The following is a 17,739-nucleotide window of genomic DNA, read 5'->3' on the forward strand; positions in this document are numbered from 1 at the left end:
TCCCAATGACAAAGATACTTTTAAGATTGTGTGTATATATGTTCTATGAATAATCCATTGCGAAACTTAGCCCTTTTAGGCTCGTCTCTTACAAGTCTTCTAATGATACTTATAGGAGGGATGCTTCCATCAGCAATATTGGGTCTAAGTGAGAATTTTAGTTTTCATATTGTTGATTTGCCAAGCTCTTGGCAGATACCTGCTCTATTACTATCAGGAATGGTCTATGGACCTTCATCTGGAATTATTGCTGTATTTGCTTATCTAACAATAGGGCTCTTTTACTTACCTGTATTTCATGGAGGAGGAAGTATTGGATACATTGCGACACCTGACTTTGGATACCTGGTAGGATTTATTCCAGCAGTATGGATAACTGGAAGAATAGTTCAAACAGCCAAGAGGAAAACATTATTAGCACTATTTATATCTGCAGTGTGTGGATTGACAATTATTCATTCAATTGGAATAATAAACATAATATTTGGCTCTTTAGTATCACGCTGGCAGCAAGGTGTAGTAGAACTTCTACTTACTTATAGTATATCTACATTCCCAATTCAAATTCTACTTTGTCCAGCGATAGTATTAATTGCAAAGTCTTTACGAAAAATACAATTATTAGAATGAACCGGTATTTATTCAAAAGTATAAATATATTTCACTTCTCATTTATATTAATATTAATTGATCAAGCTACAAAATACTTATTTTCTATAAATATAAATCAAGATTCCTTTGATTTGATACCAGGAGTAATTAGATTTTATGTAGTAAAAAACTATGGTGCGGCTTTTAGCATTTTCAGCAATTTTCCGTTAACACTTTCTTTCCTAAGCCTATTTGTCTCATTAGCTTTAATTATATTGATTTGTAAGAAGACATATTTTGATTTCAATCAAGCAATAGCATTTTCAATGCTATTAGGGGGCACAGTCGGAAATGGATTAGATAGATGGAGACTAGGATATGTTGTTGATTTTATTCAGATAGTTCCTTTTAATTTTCCTGTTTTCAATTTTGCCGATATTGCTATTAATATAGCTGTACTCTTTTTATTACTAGAATACGTAATCCCTAAAAAATATAAGGTATAAAGGAGTTAAATATGAATTCAAATCTTATTATTGGCCTCATTAAGCAATGACTAGAAAAGTAAGATTATTTACTATTCTCCTTTTAATACCTATTGTTGGTATTTTGTCAGGTTTGATAGGGGCATTATTTAAATTAATAAATATTCAAACAATACTTATTTCTTTATTTATTCTTGCTATTTATTCAAATTCTAAAGCTATAAGAATTTTCAAAGTTTTAGCTAAAAAAGGTCAATTTTATCTACGAAAACATAAGGATTACAAAACTATTCCTAAGAATAAAAATGATGCGGCAAGAAGAAGTTTAAAAAGTATAGATCAATTAACCTCACTTATTCAAAATCAAATTGCAGCACAAGCTCTTAGATATGAAAAGCAACGCGTTGAGAAGGAATTATTAAGAGGAGACTTATTAGTTGCAGTTTTTGGGCCAGGTTCTAGTGGTAAAACTGCCTTAGTGAGATCCCTTCTTAACAAAATCGTTGGTCATGTAGCTCCTTCTATGGGTTCTACAACTAAAACAAACATTTATCGCCTAAAGTTAAAGAGTCTTAGAAGAGGTTTAAAAATAATCGATACGCCAGGGATCCTCGAAGGAGGGGTCCATGGCCGTTCAAGGGAAAAAGAAGCAATTATTAAAGCAAGTCAAGCAGACCTAATAATATTTGTAGTCGATAGCGACTTGCGCTCATACGAAATGGAAATGATTGTAAATCTTTCCAAAGTTGGGAAAAAACTATTTATTGTTCTAAATAAATCTGATCTTCGTGGAGAAAAGGAGAAAGCTAAACTTATTTCGTTATTAGAGAATCGTACCCAAGGAATTGTTGATATAGAAAACATAATCGCAACTTCTGCATCACCTCAAACAATACCAATAATCGGAAGTAATCCTTTGCAACCTAAGCCTGATATAAATCAACTAATCAAGCGTATGGCAATAGTTCTACATCAAGAAGGTGAAGAACTTATAGCCGACAACATTTTGCTTCAATGTAGGAATCTAGGCACTTCAGGAAGACGATTACTAGACAAGCAACGATTAGCTACATCTCAGCGATGTGTCGAAAGGTATACATGGATCAGCAGCGGCGTAGTATTCATTACTCCTCTCCCTGTTATAGATTTACTAGGAGCTGCAGTTGTTAATGGGCGAATGGTAATGGACATTTCTAAGATTTATGGTGTTGAATTGACAAAAGATAGAGCAAAAAGTCTTGCTATGTCTGTAGGTCAAACCATTGCTGGACTTGGAATAGTTAAAGGAGGTGTATCTCTAATTAGCAATTCTCTAAGCCTACATTTACCAACATATCTAGTTGGTAAAACTATTCAGAGTGTAAGTGCTGCTTGGCTTACACAAGTTGCTGGCGAAAGTTTTATAACATATTTCCAGCAAGATCAAAACTGGGGAGACGGAGGGGTTCAAGAGGTCGTTCAACATCATTACAATCTAAATAGACGCGAATACACTCTCAGGGCCTTCATTCGAGCTGCAATGAATAGAGTTATAGAACCACTGGAGAAAAAAATTAATAACAAGCAACTACCATCGCGCCCAAGGCCTCCGGAGGAGGAGGAAGCATGGGGCCTCGAGCATCGAGAATAGTTATTAATATTAAGTAAGTAATTGCAATAAAAATTGAGAAAGCTCCAGTAATAATCGCTACTAACTTTCCACGATTTTTTTCCGAGGTCATAGAATTCTCAAATAGATTGATTAAGGATTTGTGCTAACTGATCTATATGAAACAATTTAGTATGTGGATTTCCCATTACAGCTTTTAGGTAATAACGATCTTTATAAAAAGGCCGAGAAAGCATATATTTTTCACCTAACAATTTATTTTTTGTTGCGATAGACCATAGCTCGGCTTCATGCTTATCTTTATACTTAGGTGAAATGGCTATTAGATGTAGAGGTCCTGTCACAACATCAAATTTTTTCTTATCAATTTGATCATGAAAATAATTACGACGATGAATAGCACTATCTAATAAAAGGTTAATTCCTTTCTCTCCCAACTGTCTCAATCCAAGCCATAGTTTAATAATTTCAGCAGGGCGTGATCCTTGCAACCCAATTTCCCCTCCTTGATAATCATTACCAAATGAAGGCTCTATATATGGAAAGCCTGTAGAGAAACATGAAAACAAGTCATCTTTTTTGGCGACAAGTAGCAATGAAGAGGTTTTTGTAATTCCCAATAATTTCTGAGGATTGATGGTTACAGAATTTGCTCTTGAAAGATCTTTTAAATATTTTGTCTTATTAGAAGAAAGGACAAACACTCCTCCAATAGCAGCATCAACATGGAACCAAATACCATGCCTATTGCAAAAACCAGCAATATCCGACAATGGGTCAATTGCTCCTCTTACTGTAGTTCCAGCTGTCGCAACGACAGCAAAACATTTTTTACCTTGGTTTTGAATTCTTGAAAATTCTTTTTCTAGGGACTCAAGACTGATAACTCCTTCTTCATTAGTAGGAAGCTCACACAAAGATTCTGGAGGAAGCCCCATAACTGATATCGCTCTAGAAATCGAAACATGGGCCTCAGAGCTTGCTAAAACTACAGCGTCAGAATCATAAAGAAGTTGAGCATTAGTTCTAGCTACTAAAAGAGCCATCAAATTAGTCAATGTCCCTCCACTTGCAGAGACTCCTCCAGCTGTGTCAGGTAAGCCAATTTTTTCTGAAAACCATCTACAAAGATTTCGTTCTAGTTTCGTGAGACTTGGGGAAAGCTCTTCTGCCAAGAGATTATTATTTAAACCAGCTGCTATCAATTCGCCAACAATCGATGCTGTAAGCGGAGGAGGGTCCAAATGGGCTAATGCTCCTGGGTGAGAAGGCTGATATGCTCCATCCATCAATATTTTCAGATCGTTCAATAATTGAGTTTCTGGTATGCCTTCAAGTTGCGGCTCTACTTGAGGGATCTCAACGGAGAAAGGTGATGGCCCCCTTTTCTCAGTAGTAGCAAACCACTCACAAAGAATGCTGGAAGCTTCTTCTAAAAATGATTTTAATTTAGGATCTATGCGATCATTGGATGCGAAAAATTCCACTTTATGTTCCTTTCAAATATATTTATGCAAGAAAGCATTCAAGAAAATACTGCATTTCGTATGGTCAGACTTTGAAGTAGTTCCTTATAACAATGCAATTTACTAAGCCGGTAAAACTCAACGATACACAAATTCATAGATGGATGATGATTCTTCGAAAAAGGGCAAAGATAGTAGGAAAAGAAGGGGAAGTGCCAATAACAGCAATTATCCTTAATGAGAAAGGGCATTGCATTGGTCATGGAAGAAATACAAGAAACAAAAGATTCGATCCTATGGGTCATGCTGAACTTGTTGCATTACGCCAAGCCGCTTGGTTGAAAGGTGACTGGCGATTTAATGAATGTACATTGATAGTGACTTTAGAGCCATGCCAAATGTGCGCAGGTGCTCTTATACAAGCAAGAATGGGGAGAGTGATTTTTGGTGCATATGACTTTAAAAGAGGAGGCCTTGGAGGAACTCTTGATCTCTCGACTCACAAAAGTGCTCATCATAAAATGATTGTTAAAGGTGGTGTAATGAAAAAAGAGATAAAACAAGAAATAGAAGAATGGTTTTCTTTGAGAAGATTAATAAAACTATGATTTAAATTTTGGCAACTCAGAATCAAATAAATTTAATATCTTATCAACATTTGTCTTATTAGAGTTATATCCCATCAAACCAATACGCCATACTTTACCTGCCAATTCACCTAGTCCTCCACCAATTTCGACGCCATGGTTATTTAATAAATGTAAAGAGAAAGCCTTCCCATCTACATTGCTAGGAATACTAACTGTTGTTAAAGTAGGAAGTCTAATATCAGAAGGAACATGTAATGACAATCCTAAATCTTCTAACCCATTCCATAATTCCAAAGCATTTAATTTATGTCGAGTCCAAGTCGCCTCTAAACCTTCTTCAAGGATAAGCCTAAGTGCCTCTCTAATGCCAAAATTCATATTTACAGGAGCAGTGTGGTGATAAACACGATCACTTCCCCAATATTTATTTAATAAGGAAACATCTAAATACCAGTTTGGGACTTTACCAGTTCTTTTGTTCAATTTTTCTTCGGCTCTTTCATTCATGGTAAATGGCCCTAATCCAGGAGGGCAGCTCAAACCTTTCTGACTACAGCTATATGCAAGATCAACTTTCCAATCATCTAAATACAAAGGAATGCTTCCCAACGAAGTCACTGTATCTAGAATCAACAAGCAATTATGTTTACGACACAAGTCTCCTATTCCTTCCATTGGTTGGCAAACACCTGTGGAAGTTTCTGCATGTACTAAAGCCAGAAAAGCAGGCTTATACTTAATTATCGCCTCTTCAAGTTCTTGTAAAGAGAATGCTTCACCCCATTTTTTATCAATTGTTTGAACATTGGCCTTATACCTCGAAGCCATATCAGCAAGTCTATTGCCAAAGTATCCTTTAATTGCCACTAGGAATGTGTCACCTGGCTCAACAACATTCGCAATAGTTGCTTCCATTGCAGCGCTCCCTGTACCACTCATAGGAAGAGTCAAACGATTGCTAGTTTGCCAAACATCTCTCAACAATCCCTGGACCTCAGCCATTAGTTGAATATAAAAGGGATCCAAATGCCCCACTGGTTGCTGGGATAAGGCATTAAGAACAGACGGATGGGAGTTTGAAGGGCCGGGGCCTAACAAAAGCCTCTTTGGCACAGTCAGAGGAGCAAATGTTGCGCCAGAAGTACCTAACATTGAGGAGTTAGCTGTTGTTGTCGCCAAGACCTGTGAAAAATTGCTTATACATGAGCCTAAACACCTAAAGGTAACGTCGTGATAATTATTTTAGGTATTGCAATGCTGACAAGTTCTGAGAAATGGATTTATTTTCTTTGAAGTTAGTAGCGAAGGGGATATAAACAATGGGAAATGGAGGCCAATAGTCACAAAAAGTACTTATTGATACAAAATAAGTTTGCTACGGTAATTAATTTTATTTATACATATCTATAAAAAGTAAATGGGAAAATCTCCGCAAGATGTGCTCAGACAAATCAAAGATGAGGGAATTGAGCTCATTGACCTCAAATTTACTGATATTCACGGTAAGTGGCAGCACTTAACTGTCACATCAGACATGGTTGATGAAAACTCTTTTAAGGAAGGCCTAGCTTTTGATGGGTCATCAATTAGAGGTTGGAAAGCTATAAACGAGTCGGACATGTCAATGGTCCCTGATTCATCCACAGCATGGGTAGATCCTTTTTATCGTCATAAAACACTTAGTTTGATTTGCTCAATACAAGAACCAAGGAGTGGAGAAGCTTATTCAAGGTGCCCTAGATCATTAGCCCAAAAAGCATTGGCTTATCTTTCTAATACTGGATTAGCTGATTCTGCTTATTTTGGACCGGAGCCTGAGTTTTTTATTTTTGATGATGTTAGATATGACTCAAAAGAAGGGACCTCTTTTTATAGTGTTGACACTATAGAGGCGCCTTGGAACACAGGACGGGCAGAGGAAGGAGGAAATCTTGCTTACAAAATTCAATATAAAGAAGGATATTTCCCTGTATCACCAAATGATACAGCTCAAGATCTGCGTTCAGAAATGTTGCTTCTTATTGGGGAACTCGGCATCCCTATAGAAAAGCATCATCACGAAGTTGCTGGCCCAGGACAACATGAGTTAGGAATGAAATTTGCTTCGCTAATAAGCGCAGCAGACAATGTAATGACCTACAAATATGTTGTTCGCAATATTGCTAAAAAGTATGGAAAAACAGCAACTTTCATGCCAAAACCTGTATGGAACGATAACGGTACAGGTATGCATGTTCATCAAAGCCTCTGGAAGGATGGCCAACCAATGTTCTATGGGGAAGGAACATATGCAAATCTCTCCCAAACAGCAAAATGGTACATAGGAGGTATTCTCAAGCATGCACCTTCATTCCTTGCCTTTACAAATCCAACAACAAATAGTTATAAGCGTCTTGTTCCTGGCTTCGAAGCTCCAGTAAATCTTGTTTATTCTCAAGGCAATAGATCTGCAGCCGTTCGTATACCGTTGACAGGTCCAAGTCCAAAAGCAAAAAGGCTTGAGTTCAGGTCAGGAGATGCTCTTGCAAATCCATACTTAGCCTTTAGTGCAATGATGATGGCAGGAATAGATGGAATCAAGAACCAAATTGATCCCGGTGATGGTGTAGATGTAGATTTATTTGAATTGCCAGAAGATGAACTATCAAAAATAGCAACAGTTCCATCATCTTTAAATAATGCTTTAGAAGCTCTTAAAGCAGACAATGATTACCTAACGGCAGGTGGAGTATTTGATCATGATTTTATAAACAATTTCATAGAAATGAAGTACGAAGAAGTCCAACAACTCCGTCAAAGGCCTCATCCTCATGAATTCTTTATGTATTACGATGCATAAATAAAATACTTATTTGTATTATTAAAATTTAATATTATATCCAAGGTTTAAAAATTTATATCTAGGACTTATAATTATAAGTCCTAGATATAATTAGTACATCATGAATTTAAGAATAAGCTTGATACTTATACTTATAACAATGTTTAACTTAACAAAAGTAGTCCTTCCGGCTAATAATTTAGCAATTGACAAAATTAATACATTCAATTCATTAATGAACAATATTAATAAAGAGTTTTATCGTAATAATATCCCTCAAGTATGTATTGATTCTAAAAAGATAAGTTCTCTTATAAAAAATAATCTTGAATCTTTAAATAAAATTGAACCACATTATCATTGGAATGAAATTAAAGATTTAATGGAATTTATACCAGAGCAATTATGTCGAGAATGAATGGCTATTTAATACTCTTGACAACAGAAACGATTATTTGCTCTCGCAAATCACAAAAATCTGTTGAAATAGTCTTACCTTAAGAAGGTTTATGGCACAGCCAAGCCTAACCAGAATTGCGTACCAAACCCTTCAGCAAGGGAAAGGGCTTGTCGGCTTAGCGCACAAAGGCATAAGTACAAAACTAATGGAGCTATTAATTCCTGAAGCCATTCCGGAAACATCTCCTATTACCACAGATTTACTTTTGGAGTTAAGAGATTCAGCTAAGAGTTTAGAAGAAATTGACTGGCTTGAAGCAGAAAGAGGATTGTATCCAAAGAATTTACTTTTTGATGTCCCTTGGATCGAATGGTTCTTTAAATATCCTCTTGTGTGGCTAGATATGCCATCTACTTGGAAGAGACGTAAAAAGAAACATTTCCAAGATTTGCCAAAAACAATTAATAAAGAAAACTATCCTGATTATTATTTACAGAATTTCCATCATCAAACTGATGGTTACCTTAGTGATCATTCGGCTGAACTATATGACATGCAAGTAGAGATTTTGTTTAATGGTACCGCAGATGCAATGAGAAGAAGAGTAATTTCACCATTAAAAGAAGGCTTAGAATTAGGCTTTTCATCAAATAACTTTGCAAATTATAAGGTTCTTGATATAGCTACTGGTACTGGTAGAACTCTTAAACAAATTAGATCTGCAATACCTGAAATAGAGCTAGTAGGTCTAGATTTATCCACCTCATATTTGAAACAAGCTAGCAAATATCTGAATAATTATCAAAAAAGCGAATTAGTTCAATTAGTAAAGGGAAATGCAGAAAGAATGCCTCTTCTAGACAATTCATTTCATGCAATCACTTGTGTCTTCTTATTTCATGAATTGCCTAGTAAAGCCAGACAAAATGTACTAAAAGAATGTTTTAGGGTCTTAAAGCCAAATGGATCACTTATTTTAGCTGATTCCATTCAGATAAATGATTCGCCCCAATTCACCCAGGTAATGGAAAATTTCTATAGGATATTTCACGAGCCATATTATAGAAACTATATAAAAGATGATATTAATTTAAGATTAACCGATAGTGGTTTCGTTTCGATTAAAGCCAATTCGTTCTTTATGACAAGAATATGGTCAGCAACAAAACCATCTTAATAATAATAATAACAATAAAGAGACTATCAGCAAAGTAATTAGAAATAGCAAGGTTTAGTTAATGCTTATCCTTCAAGCGATATAATTAAAATATAATTATCATGATCCTTTAATTAACACCCTATTTTAGATATTATTTACGGCTAACCTAGATTAATAGGAATTTGCGATTCAACTATAAAGCTATTAATCAAATAATCACTTCCTAAGTTCATCTAAAACATTCCTATCTTCTAATGTACTTGTGTCTCCCTTAACTTCCTCACCTGCTGCTAATGCTCTAAGTAATCGCCGCATAATTTTTCCACTCCTTGTTTTTGGTAAAGAATTGGTAAAACGAATTTCATCCGGCCTAGCAATAGCTCCTATTTCCGTACTTACATGTACTTTTAAATCAGTTAAAAGCTTTTCGTTGTGATTTGCTCCTGACTCCAAAGTCACGAACGCAACAATTGCTTCTCCTTTAATATCATCTGGTTTTCCTACAACTGCTGCTTCAGCAACTGAATTATGGCTTACAAGAGCAGACTCTATTTCCATAGTTCCTAAACGGTGTCCAGATACATTAATTACATCATCAACCCTTCCCATGATCCAAAAATAGCCATCCTTATCTCGTCTAGCACCATCACCGGCAAAATAAACAAGGCTTCCATTAATTGGAGGCAAATACTCCCAATAACTTTCACGAAATCTTTGAGGGTTTCCATGAACCGTTCTCATCATTCCAGGCCAAGGATGTTTGATAACTAAATACCCACCTTGATTAACATCTACAGATTTGCCTTCAGCATTAACTATTTCAGCCTCTATACCGGGCAAAGGGAGAGTTGCTGAGCCAGGCTTAGTAGGAATTGCGCCAGGCAAAGGACTTATCATCACACCGCCAGTCTCTGTCTGCCACCAAGTATCAACAATTGGACAGGAATTGCCTCCTATAACATCTCTATACCAAATCCAAGCTTCTGGATTAATAGGTTCGCCAACTGTTCCTAGTAATCTCAAACTTTTCAAATTATATTTATCTGGGATATCCCTACCAGATTTCATAAAAGCTCTAATGGCTGTTGGCGCAGTATAAAAAATATTGATCTTATGACGTTCTATAAGATCCCAAAATGCTCCTGGGTTGGAAGGGCGTGGTACGCCTTCATACATGACAGTTGTTGAACCATTAGACAATGGACCATAAACGATGTAGCTATGCCCGGTAATCCATCCAACATCAGCTGTGCACCAATAAATTTCCTCTTCACGAACATCAAAAATCCACTGAAAAGTCATATGGGCCCACAAGTTATAACCTGCCGTAGTATGAACAACACCTTTTGGCTTTCCTGTGGAACCTGACGTATAAAGAACAAAAAGTCTATCCTCGCTATCCATTTCTTCAGCAGGGCAATCTATTGATTGAGCAGGTACTAACTCATGCCACCAATAATCTCTACCAGGACTAAAGGAAATACTTTCAGAAGTTCTTTTTACTACTAAAACAGATTCAACGCTTGGACAACTATTCCCCGACAAAGCAGAATCAACAGCATTTTTTAAGGAGATTATTTTATCTTTACGAAAACCACCATCTGCAGTAATAATTGCTTTTGCTTGGCCATCATTTATTCGGTCTCGTAAAGCTTCTGAAGAGAAACCTCCAAAAACTACAGAATGAGGAGCCCCTATTCTGGCGCAAGCAAGCATAGCCACAGCAGCCTCAGGGACCATTGGCATATACAGTGCAACCAAATCACCTTTTTTAATACCAATTTCTTTTAATGCATTAGCTGTGCGACATACTTGTTCTAAAAGTTGCTTATAGGTGATTTTCCTAACTTCTCCAGGCTCACCTTCCCAAATAATTGCAATTTTTTCGCCTTTCCCTTGCTTTACATGACGATCTAAACAATTATATGAAACATTTGTCTTACCTCCATCAAACCATCTTGCAAAAGGAGGATCAGTCCAATCCAAAACAGTATTAAAAGGCTTAAACCAATGCAATCCCTCTAAAGCTGCCTCACCCCAAAACTTTTGAGGATCCGACTTGGCAGAATTAACCATCTTCTGATATTGAGCAAAACCTTTAATACTTGCTCGATTAATTGTTTCATCAGAAGGATTAAAAACCCTTTCTTCCTGAAGTACTGTCTCAATTTTTGCTGAAGAATCAGAGCTCATAAAGTAAAACTGCTCATTACTAACATTCAAGCTTCTAAATCACAATTGGAAACGGTAGTGAAACGCTTATTTAAATGAAAAACATGAATTCAAAATCAAGTGGCCAAAATATTGCTTGTTAAGCTTGATGATGTGATCTTTAAGCTGAAGCTTGAATAAGAAAAAAGTATTGCTAAAAATAATTTTTTAATTAGTCCAAATAAAGTTAGAAGGTCGAAAAGGCTGACTTAATAAAAAATATTGTAAAACTTTTAAAAGTTTAATCTCAGAATATTAAAAAAGTCTGCCTAATACATATTCTGGCAAATCAAGCAATGCCCTTTTTGAAGGTGAATCTGGCATCCATTTAATTGATTCATAAGAGTTTTTAGCAAAGTTCTCTGCTAATTTCCTCGATCTAATTATTGCATTAGATTCTCTAACAAGTTCCATTGCATGATCAAGGTCACCTTCATTGGAAAACTCTCTTATTATTAATTCCTTAAATGATGGATTCTCCTCTAATGCATAAAGAGCTGGGGCTGTTAAATATCCAGCTGACAAATCACTTGCTGCAGGTTTACCTAATTGCTTATCATCAGAAGTGAAATCCAAAATATCGTCAACAACCTGAAAAGCAAGTCCTAATTGCTTTCCGAAATTATATAGACATTTTAAATGGTAATCCGACTCATTGCTTAAAACCCCTACAGCTTGGGCACTATTGGCAATTAATGATGCCGTTTTACAATAACTTTTCTCTAAATAAACATCTAATGATTGATTAGGATCAAATCTATAAATTCCTTGCTTAACTTCTCCTTCAGCCAAATCCATTATTACTCTACTAAGCAGTTTAACTACATCTAAGTTATCCAAATTTGCTAGGTGCCAACTTGCTTGTGCAAAAAGAAAATCTCCTGCTAATACAGCAACTTTGTGATCAAAGCGATTATGGACTGTATCCACTCCTCTACGCGTCGAAGCTTCATCAAGCACATCATCATGCACCAATGATGCTGTATGAATCATCTCAGTAATCTCTGCCAACCTGCGATGTTTGGATGACAATTCGCCTTCCGCCGATAAAGCTTTTGATATCAAAAGAACTATTCCTGGCCTAATACGCTTTCCACCAGCACTAAATAAATGCTCAGCAGCTGCTTGCAAAATAGGATGGCCAGCTCCTATAAGGTCACGAAGATCTTTGAGTAGATGCTCTAGATCTATCTCAATAGGCTGAAGCAACTCAGTTACTGTGGCCATGAAAATCCTCGTTATATAGATCTTAGAAGACGCATGAGTGAGAACGCAGAGAAATAACTTCAACCTCGGGTCTAATTCCTAACCAATGGGATGCCTTGTCGGAGAATTGTGAAGGATCAGAAGTGACACAGAAGTGAATATCAATGGGCTTTCTTGCCAAATCTACTTCGTTTACCGAAGGAGTTATCAAAGTATCTAATTTCTTTGCCAAATTGAGCGAAGGATCGATTAAACGAATATTAGAAGGCATTAATTCTTTAAAAATTGGTTTTAATAATGGAAAGTGACTACAGCCAAGAACTATTGCTTCTACATTTTCTTTTATAAGCGGTTCCAAATGATTGACAATGGCTCCCCTAACCTCAGAAGAATTTATTTGGCCTCTTTCAATCATTGGAACAAACTCCGGGCAACCTTCTTCTAAAACAAAAGAAAACGGTTTAGAGGATAAGATTTCTTTTGAATATGCCTTAGAAGCAACTGTGGAAGGCGTTGCCAATATCCCTATCCTAGATTCATGAATAAGCTCTGATGTTGATCCAATTAAATCAAAGACTGGAACTTCTACATTATTTTTAACGACATCAAGAGCAACAGAATTTGTTGTATTGCAGGCTACAACAACTGCATTTATATTTTGACGACATAACCATTTAGATATTTCCAAAGCTATTTGTCTGATTTCAGATGGTTGTTTTGTCCCAAAAGGAACTCTTTGAGTATCAGCTAAATAAATACTTCTAAAAGATGAATGTCTTTCCTGGATACTTTTAAGTACCGTAAAGCCTCCAATACCACTATCAAATATACCTAAACGCAATTTCAATAGACCTGCCTCAGATAGTTGATTATTCCCTTTGATATAGCAAATGCAATTTTTTTTCTGTAACTTGTCTGTGATAATAAACGTGCATCTAATCTTCCAGTAATAAAGCCAACCTCAACCAAAGCTGCAGGCATATTAGTGTGACGTATTACAAAAAAATTGCTCTGTCTAACACCGCGATTTGGACTACCCTCAGAAATCATAAGGAGCTGTTTTTGTATATTTGAAGCGAGTGTTCTACCCTTATATCCTCTATAGAAAAACGTCTCTATTCCACTAATATCTCTGCGATTACCTCTTGAAGCATTTGCATGAATACTAATAAAAGCATCGGCATTAGAACGATTGGCTATTGATACTCTTTGTTGTAAATCAACATCAATATCCCTATATCTGGTTAATTTTACATTAATACCTTTTTCTCTAAGTAAACGAGAAACTTGTCTCGATATCTCAAGAACAATATCAGTCTCAATTAAACCATTAAGACCCTTAGCTCCAGGGTCAGGTCCACCATGTCCAGGATCTACAATAATTTTATATTTACCATTAGGTATATTAGGAAGGTTTTCTGAATTAAGTTTATTAGATAATGTTTTTGAACGAACATTTGATATATATGAATTCTTTGAAGATCTGGATAGACTTCCCTCTCCAATACTTTTTATTCCAACTTTATTAAGTCCAACGAAATCTAGCTTCCATAGATTTTCAGATGTTCCTACTAATTTAAGTTTGTAAGGATTTAAAGAAACACTTTTATTAAATTCAATTACTAATCTTGTATTTCCTTTAAAAGGTTTTCCAAGTCTTATTTCATCGATTGGTCCATTTCCTTTAAGTTTTCTTGGCTTAATTAATTCACCTGGGAAATCAATCCAAATACGGTCTCCTGTATTTCCTTGGCCACGTTGAAAATAGGCTTCTAATTTTGCTTTTGATGCTGTACGTAATTTCAATACCCCATCGGAAGTAATAAGCCAGGCAGCAAGAACACTGGCTGCATTGGAAGGAAATACATTAAATAAAGAAATAAATGAACTAAGTACAAGCAGGCCAATAAGGGATCTTGCTTTCTTCAATTCCATCTATTTAAAAAAGTTCTGGTTTCCTATGTTTTAGACAAGGCATTTGATTCCTTATACTTTGAACTCTAGAAGTATCTACTGGTGCTATAGCTGAACCTTGTTGAACTCCTGCATCAGCAAGCACAGTTCCCCAAGGATCAATAATCATTGCGTGACCATGACTTTGACGCCGACCATAATGTAAACCAGTTTGAGCTGGAGCAACGACATAAGCTGTGTTTTCGATAGCTCTAGACTGAAGCAAAACTTGCCAGTGATCTTTACCTGTAAAAGCTGTAAAGGTCGCAGGAATCATTAACAACTCTGCACCTTCATTTACAAGATGCCTATAAAGTTCAGGGAAACGAACGTCGTAACAAATCGATATTCCGACCTTACATAAACCAGGAAGATTAATAACCGAAGGCAACTTCTTCCCGGAAATAATAGTTTCGGATTCTCTATATTTGTTCCCATCTGGCAAATCCACATCAAACAAATGAATCTTGTCATATCTACCTAAAAGCTGACCATCTCTACCTACTAATTCAGCTCTGTTAAGGGTCCGCTGGCCATCTCCTGCAGGAACTGGGAATCCACCACCTAAAAGAAATATTTGATATCTCCTAGCCATCGTCACCAAAAATTGACTGCACTGCTCAGCTAGAGATGCAGAAATATCTAATCGTTGTTGATCATTTCCCAAAAAAGCAAAATTCTCTGGCAAGCCAACTAACTCTGCTCCTCGCCGAGAAGCAAGTTCTATTTGCTCTTCAGCCAAAGAGAAATTTGCCTCAATGTCAGAGGTACTTGTTATTTGAACTGCCGCTGCTAGAAAATCCGCCAATTACTTAACCCAAGCGTAGAAATTTATTAATCAAAGAGAACATAGTACTCCTTTTTCTCTTTGAGTTGGCACAACACATATCTTATCGAGTTCTGAACAACAAGTGAAATCATCATCATGATTCCCTAGTCTCTCGAGTCGTTTGCCATGAGTGGCATTACGAAGACATCCTTCTATATTGTTCTCCCAACAAGACCAAAGAGCTACTGCGGCAGATAATTCATCATTAAGTATGTGAACAGAATTTGGATTTTTGTTTAAAAGAAAAGAAGCAAGTGCTCCAGCTGCGAGTGAATCCTCCAAGGAATACGCTCCCTCCCATCCACTCCCAAGAATTAAGACGCTTTTGGATTGATTTGAAATTAATTTTTCTGCTACTGCTTTCCTGTTGATAAAAGACATTGTATAAAGTGATTTTGATTCTTTTACTCTTTCTAAAGAGCGAGTTCCGTTTGTAGTACTCATAAATAATCTTTTCCCCTTTACAACATTACTAGTAACTGCCAAAGGTGAATTACCTAGATCAAAACCGTCAATTTTCTTACCGCCTCGCTCTCCCAAAAGAAGCCTTTTGGACAATGGCCAACAAGACGCTTGTTCTTTAAGATTATCTAAGTCAGCAAATGTTTGCACAGCCTCAGCTCCATTGTTTAAAGCACAAGCAATGGTCGTAGTGGCTCTAAGCACATCAATTACAACTGAAGTTTCAGGTTTAATTCCCGATGGGACATCTTTAGCTACATGAAAATAAGAAAGCTCCATGGACCAATCTGTGACAACCTGAGTCAGAGTAACTAAATCATTCAACCAGTGTGAAGAAAATAATGAATGTTTTTCAAAATGGAGTCGGTTCTCAAGACATGAGGGATTTTTTATCTCTTCTAGAGAAGAAAGGGCAATTGAGAAGAATTAGCAAACCTGTAGATCCAGACCTGGAACTCGCTGCAATTAGTGATCGTGTCCTTTCTATGGGAGGACCTGCACTTCTGTTCGAAAATGTGATTGGATCTTCTATGCCAGTTGCTATAAATCTATTAGGAACGATTGAGAGAGTCGTTTGGAGTATGGGGCTAAGTTCTCAAGATGAGCTTGAGGGGCTAGGGAAAAAATTGTCCTATTTACAACAACCAGAACCGCCTAAAGGTATTAAAAAAACAATCGAATTTGGAGGAATACTATGGGATCTTCTTCAGGCACGTCCAGATTTGGATTTAACACCTCCTTGTCATCAAAGACTGCTAAAAGGAGAAGATGTAAACCTAGATAAATTGCCCTTAATAAGACCATGGCCTGGCGATGCTGGTAAAATCATTACTTTTGGTTTAGTAATTACAAAAGATCCAGAAACAAATACTCCAAACGTAGGCGTTTACAGACTTCAACAACAATCTATAAATACAATGACAGTACACTGGTTAAGTGTAAGAGGGGGTGCTCGTCATCTACGTAAAGCCTCAGCAATGGGCAAGAAGTTAGAAGTGGCAATAGCTATTGGTGTCCATCCTCTTATCTTGATGGCTGCTGCAACTCCTATACCTGTCACTTTAAGTGAATGGCTTTTTGCCGGGCTATACGCAGGGAAAGGAGTTCGATTAAGCAACTGTAAAACAGTTAACTTGCAAGTACCTAGTCATAGTGAAATTGTTCTTGAAGGGACTATTGCTCCTGGGGAAGAAATGAATGACGGGCCATTTGGAGACCACATGGGTTTTTATGGTGGGATAGAAAAATCACCTCTAATCCGGTTCCATTGCATAACCAGTAGAAAAGATCCTATTTACTTGACTACTTTTAGTGGCAGGCCACCAAAAGAAGAAGCTATGCTCGCTATTGCATTGAATAGAATATATACGCCTATACTACGTAGACAAATTAACGAAATTACCGATTTCTTTCTGCCTATGGAGGCACTAAGTTATAAATTAGCAATTATTTCAATTGACAAGAGTTACCCGGGTCAAGCAAGAAGAGCTGCTATGGCATTCTGGAGTGCATTGCCTCAGTTTACTTATACAAAGTTTGTTGTTGTAGTTGATTCAACAATAAATGTTAGAGACCCTCGTCAAGTTGTATGGGCAATATCCAGCTTAGTCGACCCTCAAAGAGATCTATTGGTAATGGAGAATACACCTTTCGATAGCCTTGATTTTGCAAGTGAAAACATAGGTCTTGGAGGGAGACTAGCTATAGATGCAACAACGAAGGTTGGACCTGAAAAAAATCATGAATGGGGAAATCCTTTGATTCATTCAAGTAATCTTTCTAAAAAGATAGATGAGCGATGGAATGAACTTGGACTTTCTGACTTAAAGCCAAACCATGCTGACCCATCATTATTTGGATATGTGATAGATGAAATAATAAAATTCAATCAAATCACAAAATCATAAATGGAGATAAATAAATTATCTTTATAAAGCATTGACTAATAAAATATTAA

16 protein-coding genes are annotated in these 17,739 nt (G+C 36.5%); 8 read left to right on the forward strand and 8 right to left on the reverse strand.

The window, feature by feature from the left end; translation table 11 throughout:
* The first annotated feature begins 45 nt into the window (after window positions 1–45).
* The 3 genes from PRO_RS05080 to PRO_RS05090 are packed head-to-tail and all read left to right on the forward strand — an operon-like array spanning window position 46 to window position 2,706.
* Complete coding sequence (locus PRO_RS05080; RefSeq protein ID WP_011125183.1) at window positions 46–630, forward strand: biotin transporter BioY; 585 nt, start codon at window positions 46–48, stop codon at window positions 628–630.
* Window positions 627–1,097: a signal peptidase II gene (lspA, locus tag PRO_RS05085; RefSeq protein WP_011125184.1), complete on the forward strand. Its 471-nt coding sequence runs from the start codon at window positions 627–629 to the stop codon at window positions 1,095–1,097. The genes PRO_RS05080 and lspA overlap by 4 nt, the downstream gene beginning before the upstream one ends.
* 46 nt (window positions 1,098–1,143) lie before the next feature.
* The gene (locus PRO_RS05090; RefSeq protein ID WP_011125185.1) at window positions 1,144–2,706 is read left to right on the forward strand and encodes a YcjF family protein; all 1,563 of its coding nucleotides are present in this window, start codon (window positions 1,144–1,146) and stop codon (window positions 2,704–2,706) included.
* Between the two features lie 98 nt (window positions 2,707–2,804).
* Here the strand turns inward: PRO_RS05090 and PRO_RS05095 are convergent, their stop codons facing one another.
* A complete protein-coding gene (locus PRO_RS05095) occupies window positions 2,805–4,172 on the reverse strand; it encodes a pyridoxal phosphate-dependent decarboxylase family protein (protein ID WP_011125187.1) in 1,368 nt (455 codons plus the stop codon).
* Window positions 4,173–4,264: 92 nt separating this feature from the next.
* On the opposite strand from PRO_RS05095, the gene PRO_RS05100 reads away from it, so the two are divergent.
* Window positions 4,265–4,759 carry a nucleoside deaminase gene (locus PRO_RS05100; protein ID WP_011125188.1) on the forward strand — a complete coding sequence of 165 codons (495 nt, stop codon included), beginning with the start codon at window positions 4,265–4,267 and terminating at the stop codon, window positions 4,757–4,759.
* On the opposite strand, the gene PRO_RS05105 is transcribed toward PRO_RS05100, so the two are convergent.
* Window positions 4,754–5,893 carry a pyridoxal-phosphate-dependent aminotransferase family protein gene (locus PRO_RS05105; protein WP_036892385.1) on the reverse strand — a complete coding sequence of 380 codons (1,140 nt, stop codon included), beginning with the start codon at window positions 5,891–5,893 and terminating at the stop codon, window positions 4,754–4,756. The genes PRO_RS05100 and PRO_RS05105 overlap by 6 nt on opposite strands.
* 265 nt (window positions 5,894–6,158) lie before the next feature.
* Here PRO_RS05105 and glnA point away from each other — a divergent pair, with 265 nt between their 5' ends.
* The 3 genes from glnA to PRO_RS05120 all read left to right on the forward strand — a co-directional run bounded on the left by glnA (window position 6,159) and on the right by PRO_RS05120 (window position 9,139).
* Window positions 6,159–7,580 (forward strand): type I glutamate--ammonia ligase, encoded by a 1,422-nt coding sequence (gene glnA, locus PRO_RS05110; protein ID WP_011125190.1) that lies wholly within the window; start codon window positions 6,159–6,161, stop codon window positions 7,578–7,580.
* A 142-nt stretch (window positions 7,581–7,722) separates the two neighbouring features.
* Complete coding sequence (locus PRO_RS05115) at window positions 7,723–7,980, forward strand: hypothetical protein (protein WP_036892260.1); 258 nt, start codon at window positions 7,723–7,725, stop codon at window positions 7,978–7,980.
* A gap of 91 nt (window positions 7,981–8,071) precedes the next feature.
* On the forward strand, window positions 8,072–9,139 hold the full coding sequence (locus PRO_RS05120) for a class I SAM-dependent methyltransferase (protein WP_011125192.1): 1,068 nt from the start codon (window positions 8,072–8,074) through the stop codon (window positions 9,137–9,139).
* 198 nt (window positions 9,140–9,337) lie between these two features.
* Here PRO_RS05120 and acs read toward each other — a convergent pair whose 3' ends face one another.
* The 6 genes from acs to PRO_RS05150 all read right to left on the reverse strand — a co-directional run bounded on the left by acs (window position 9,338) and on the right by PRO_RS05150 (window position 16,061).
* Complete coding sequence (gene acs, locus PRO_RS05125) at window positions 9,338–11,314, reverse strand: acetate--CoA ligase (RefSeq protein ID WP_011125193.1); 1,977 nt, start codon at window positions 11,312–11,314, stop codon at window positions 9,338–9,340.
* A 273-nt stretch (window positions 11,315–11,587) separates the two neighbouring features.
* Window positions 11,588–12,559 (reverse strand): solanesyl diphosphate synthase, encoded by a 972-nt coding sequence (sds, locus tag PRO_RS05130; protein ID WP_011125194.1) that lies wholly within the window; start codon window positions 12,557–12,559, stop codon window positions 11,588–11,590.
* Between the two features lie 22 nt (window positions 12,560–12,581).
* Window positions 12,582–13,379, reverse strand: a complete 798-nt coding sequence (gene murI / locus PRO_RS05135; protein ID WP_052039733.1) for a glutamate racemase — start codon at window positions 13,377–13,379, stop codon at window positions 12,582–12,584.
* A gap of 2 nt (window positions 13,380–13,381) precedes the next feature.
* Complete coding sequence (locus PRO_RS05140) at window positions 13,382–14,473, reverse strand: N-acetylmuramoyl-L-alanine amidase family protein (RefSeq protein WP_011125196.1); 1,092 nt, start codon at window positions 14,471–14,473, stop codon at window positions 13,382–13,384.
* A 4-nt stretch (window positions 14,474–14,477) separates the two neighbouring features.
* Entirely contained in the window at window positions 14,478–15,299 is an 822-nt protein-coding gene (locus tag PRO_RS05145; protein ID WP_011125197.1) for a carbon-nitrogen hydrolase family protein, read from the reverse strand.
* 30 nt (window positions 15,300–15,329) lie between these two features.
* Window positions 15,330–16,061, reverse strand: coding sequence for a 2-phosphosulfolactate phosphatase family protein (locus PRO_RS05150; protein ID WP_011125198.1), 732 nt, complete (start codon window positions 16,059–16,061; stop codon window positions 15,330–15,332).
* A 62-nt stretch (window positions 16,062–16,123) separates the two neighbouring features.
* On the opposite strand from PRO_RS05150, the gene PRO_RS05155 reads away from it, so the two are divergent.
* On the forward strand, window positions 16,124–17,689 hold the full coding sequence (locus PRO_RS05155) for a UbiD family decarboxylase (protein ID WP_011125199.1): 1,566 nt from the start codon (window positions 16,124–16,126) through the stop codon (window positions 17,687–17,689).
* Window positions 17,690–17,739 lie beyond the last annotated feature (50 nt).

The sequence above is a fragment of the Prochlorococcus marinus subsp. marinus str. CCMP1375 genome (assembly GCF_000007925.1).
GTDB lineage: Bacteria > Cyanobacteriota > Cyanobacteriia > PCC-6307 > Cyanobiaceae > Prochlorococcus_E > Prochlorococcus_E marinus.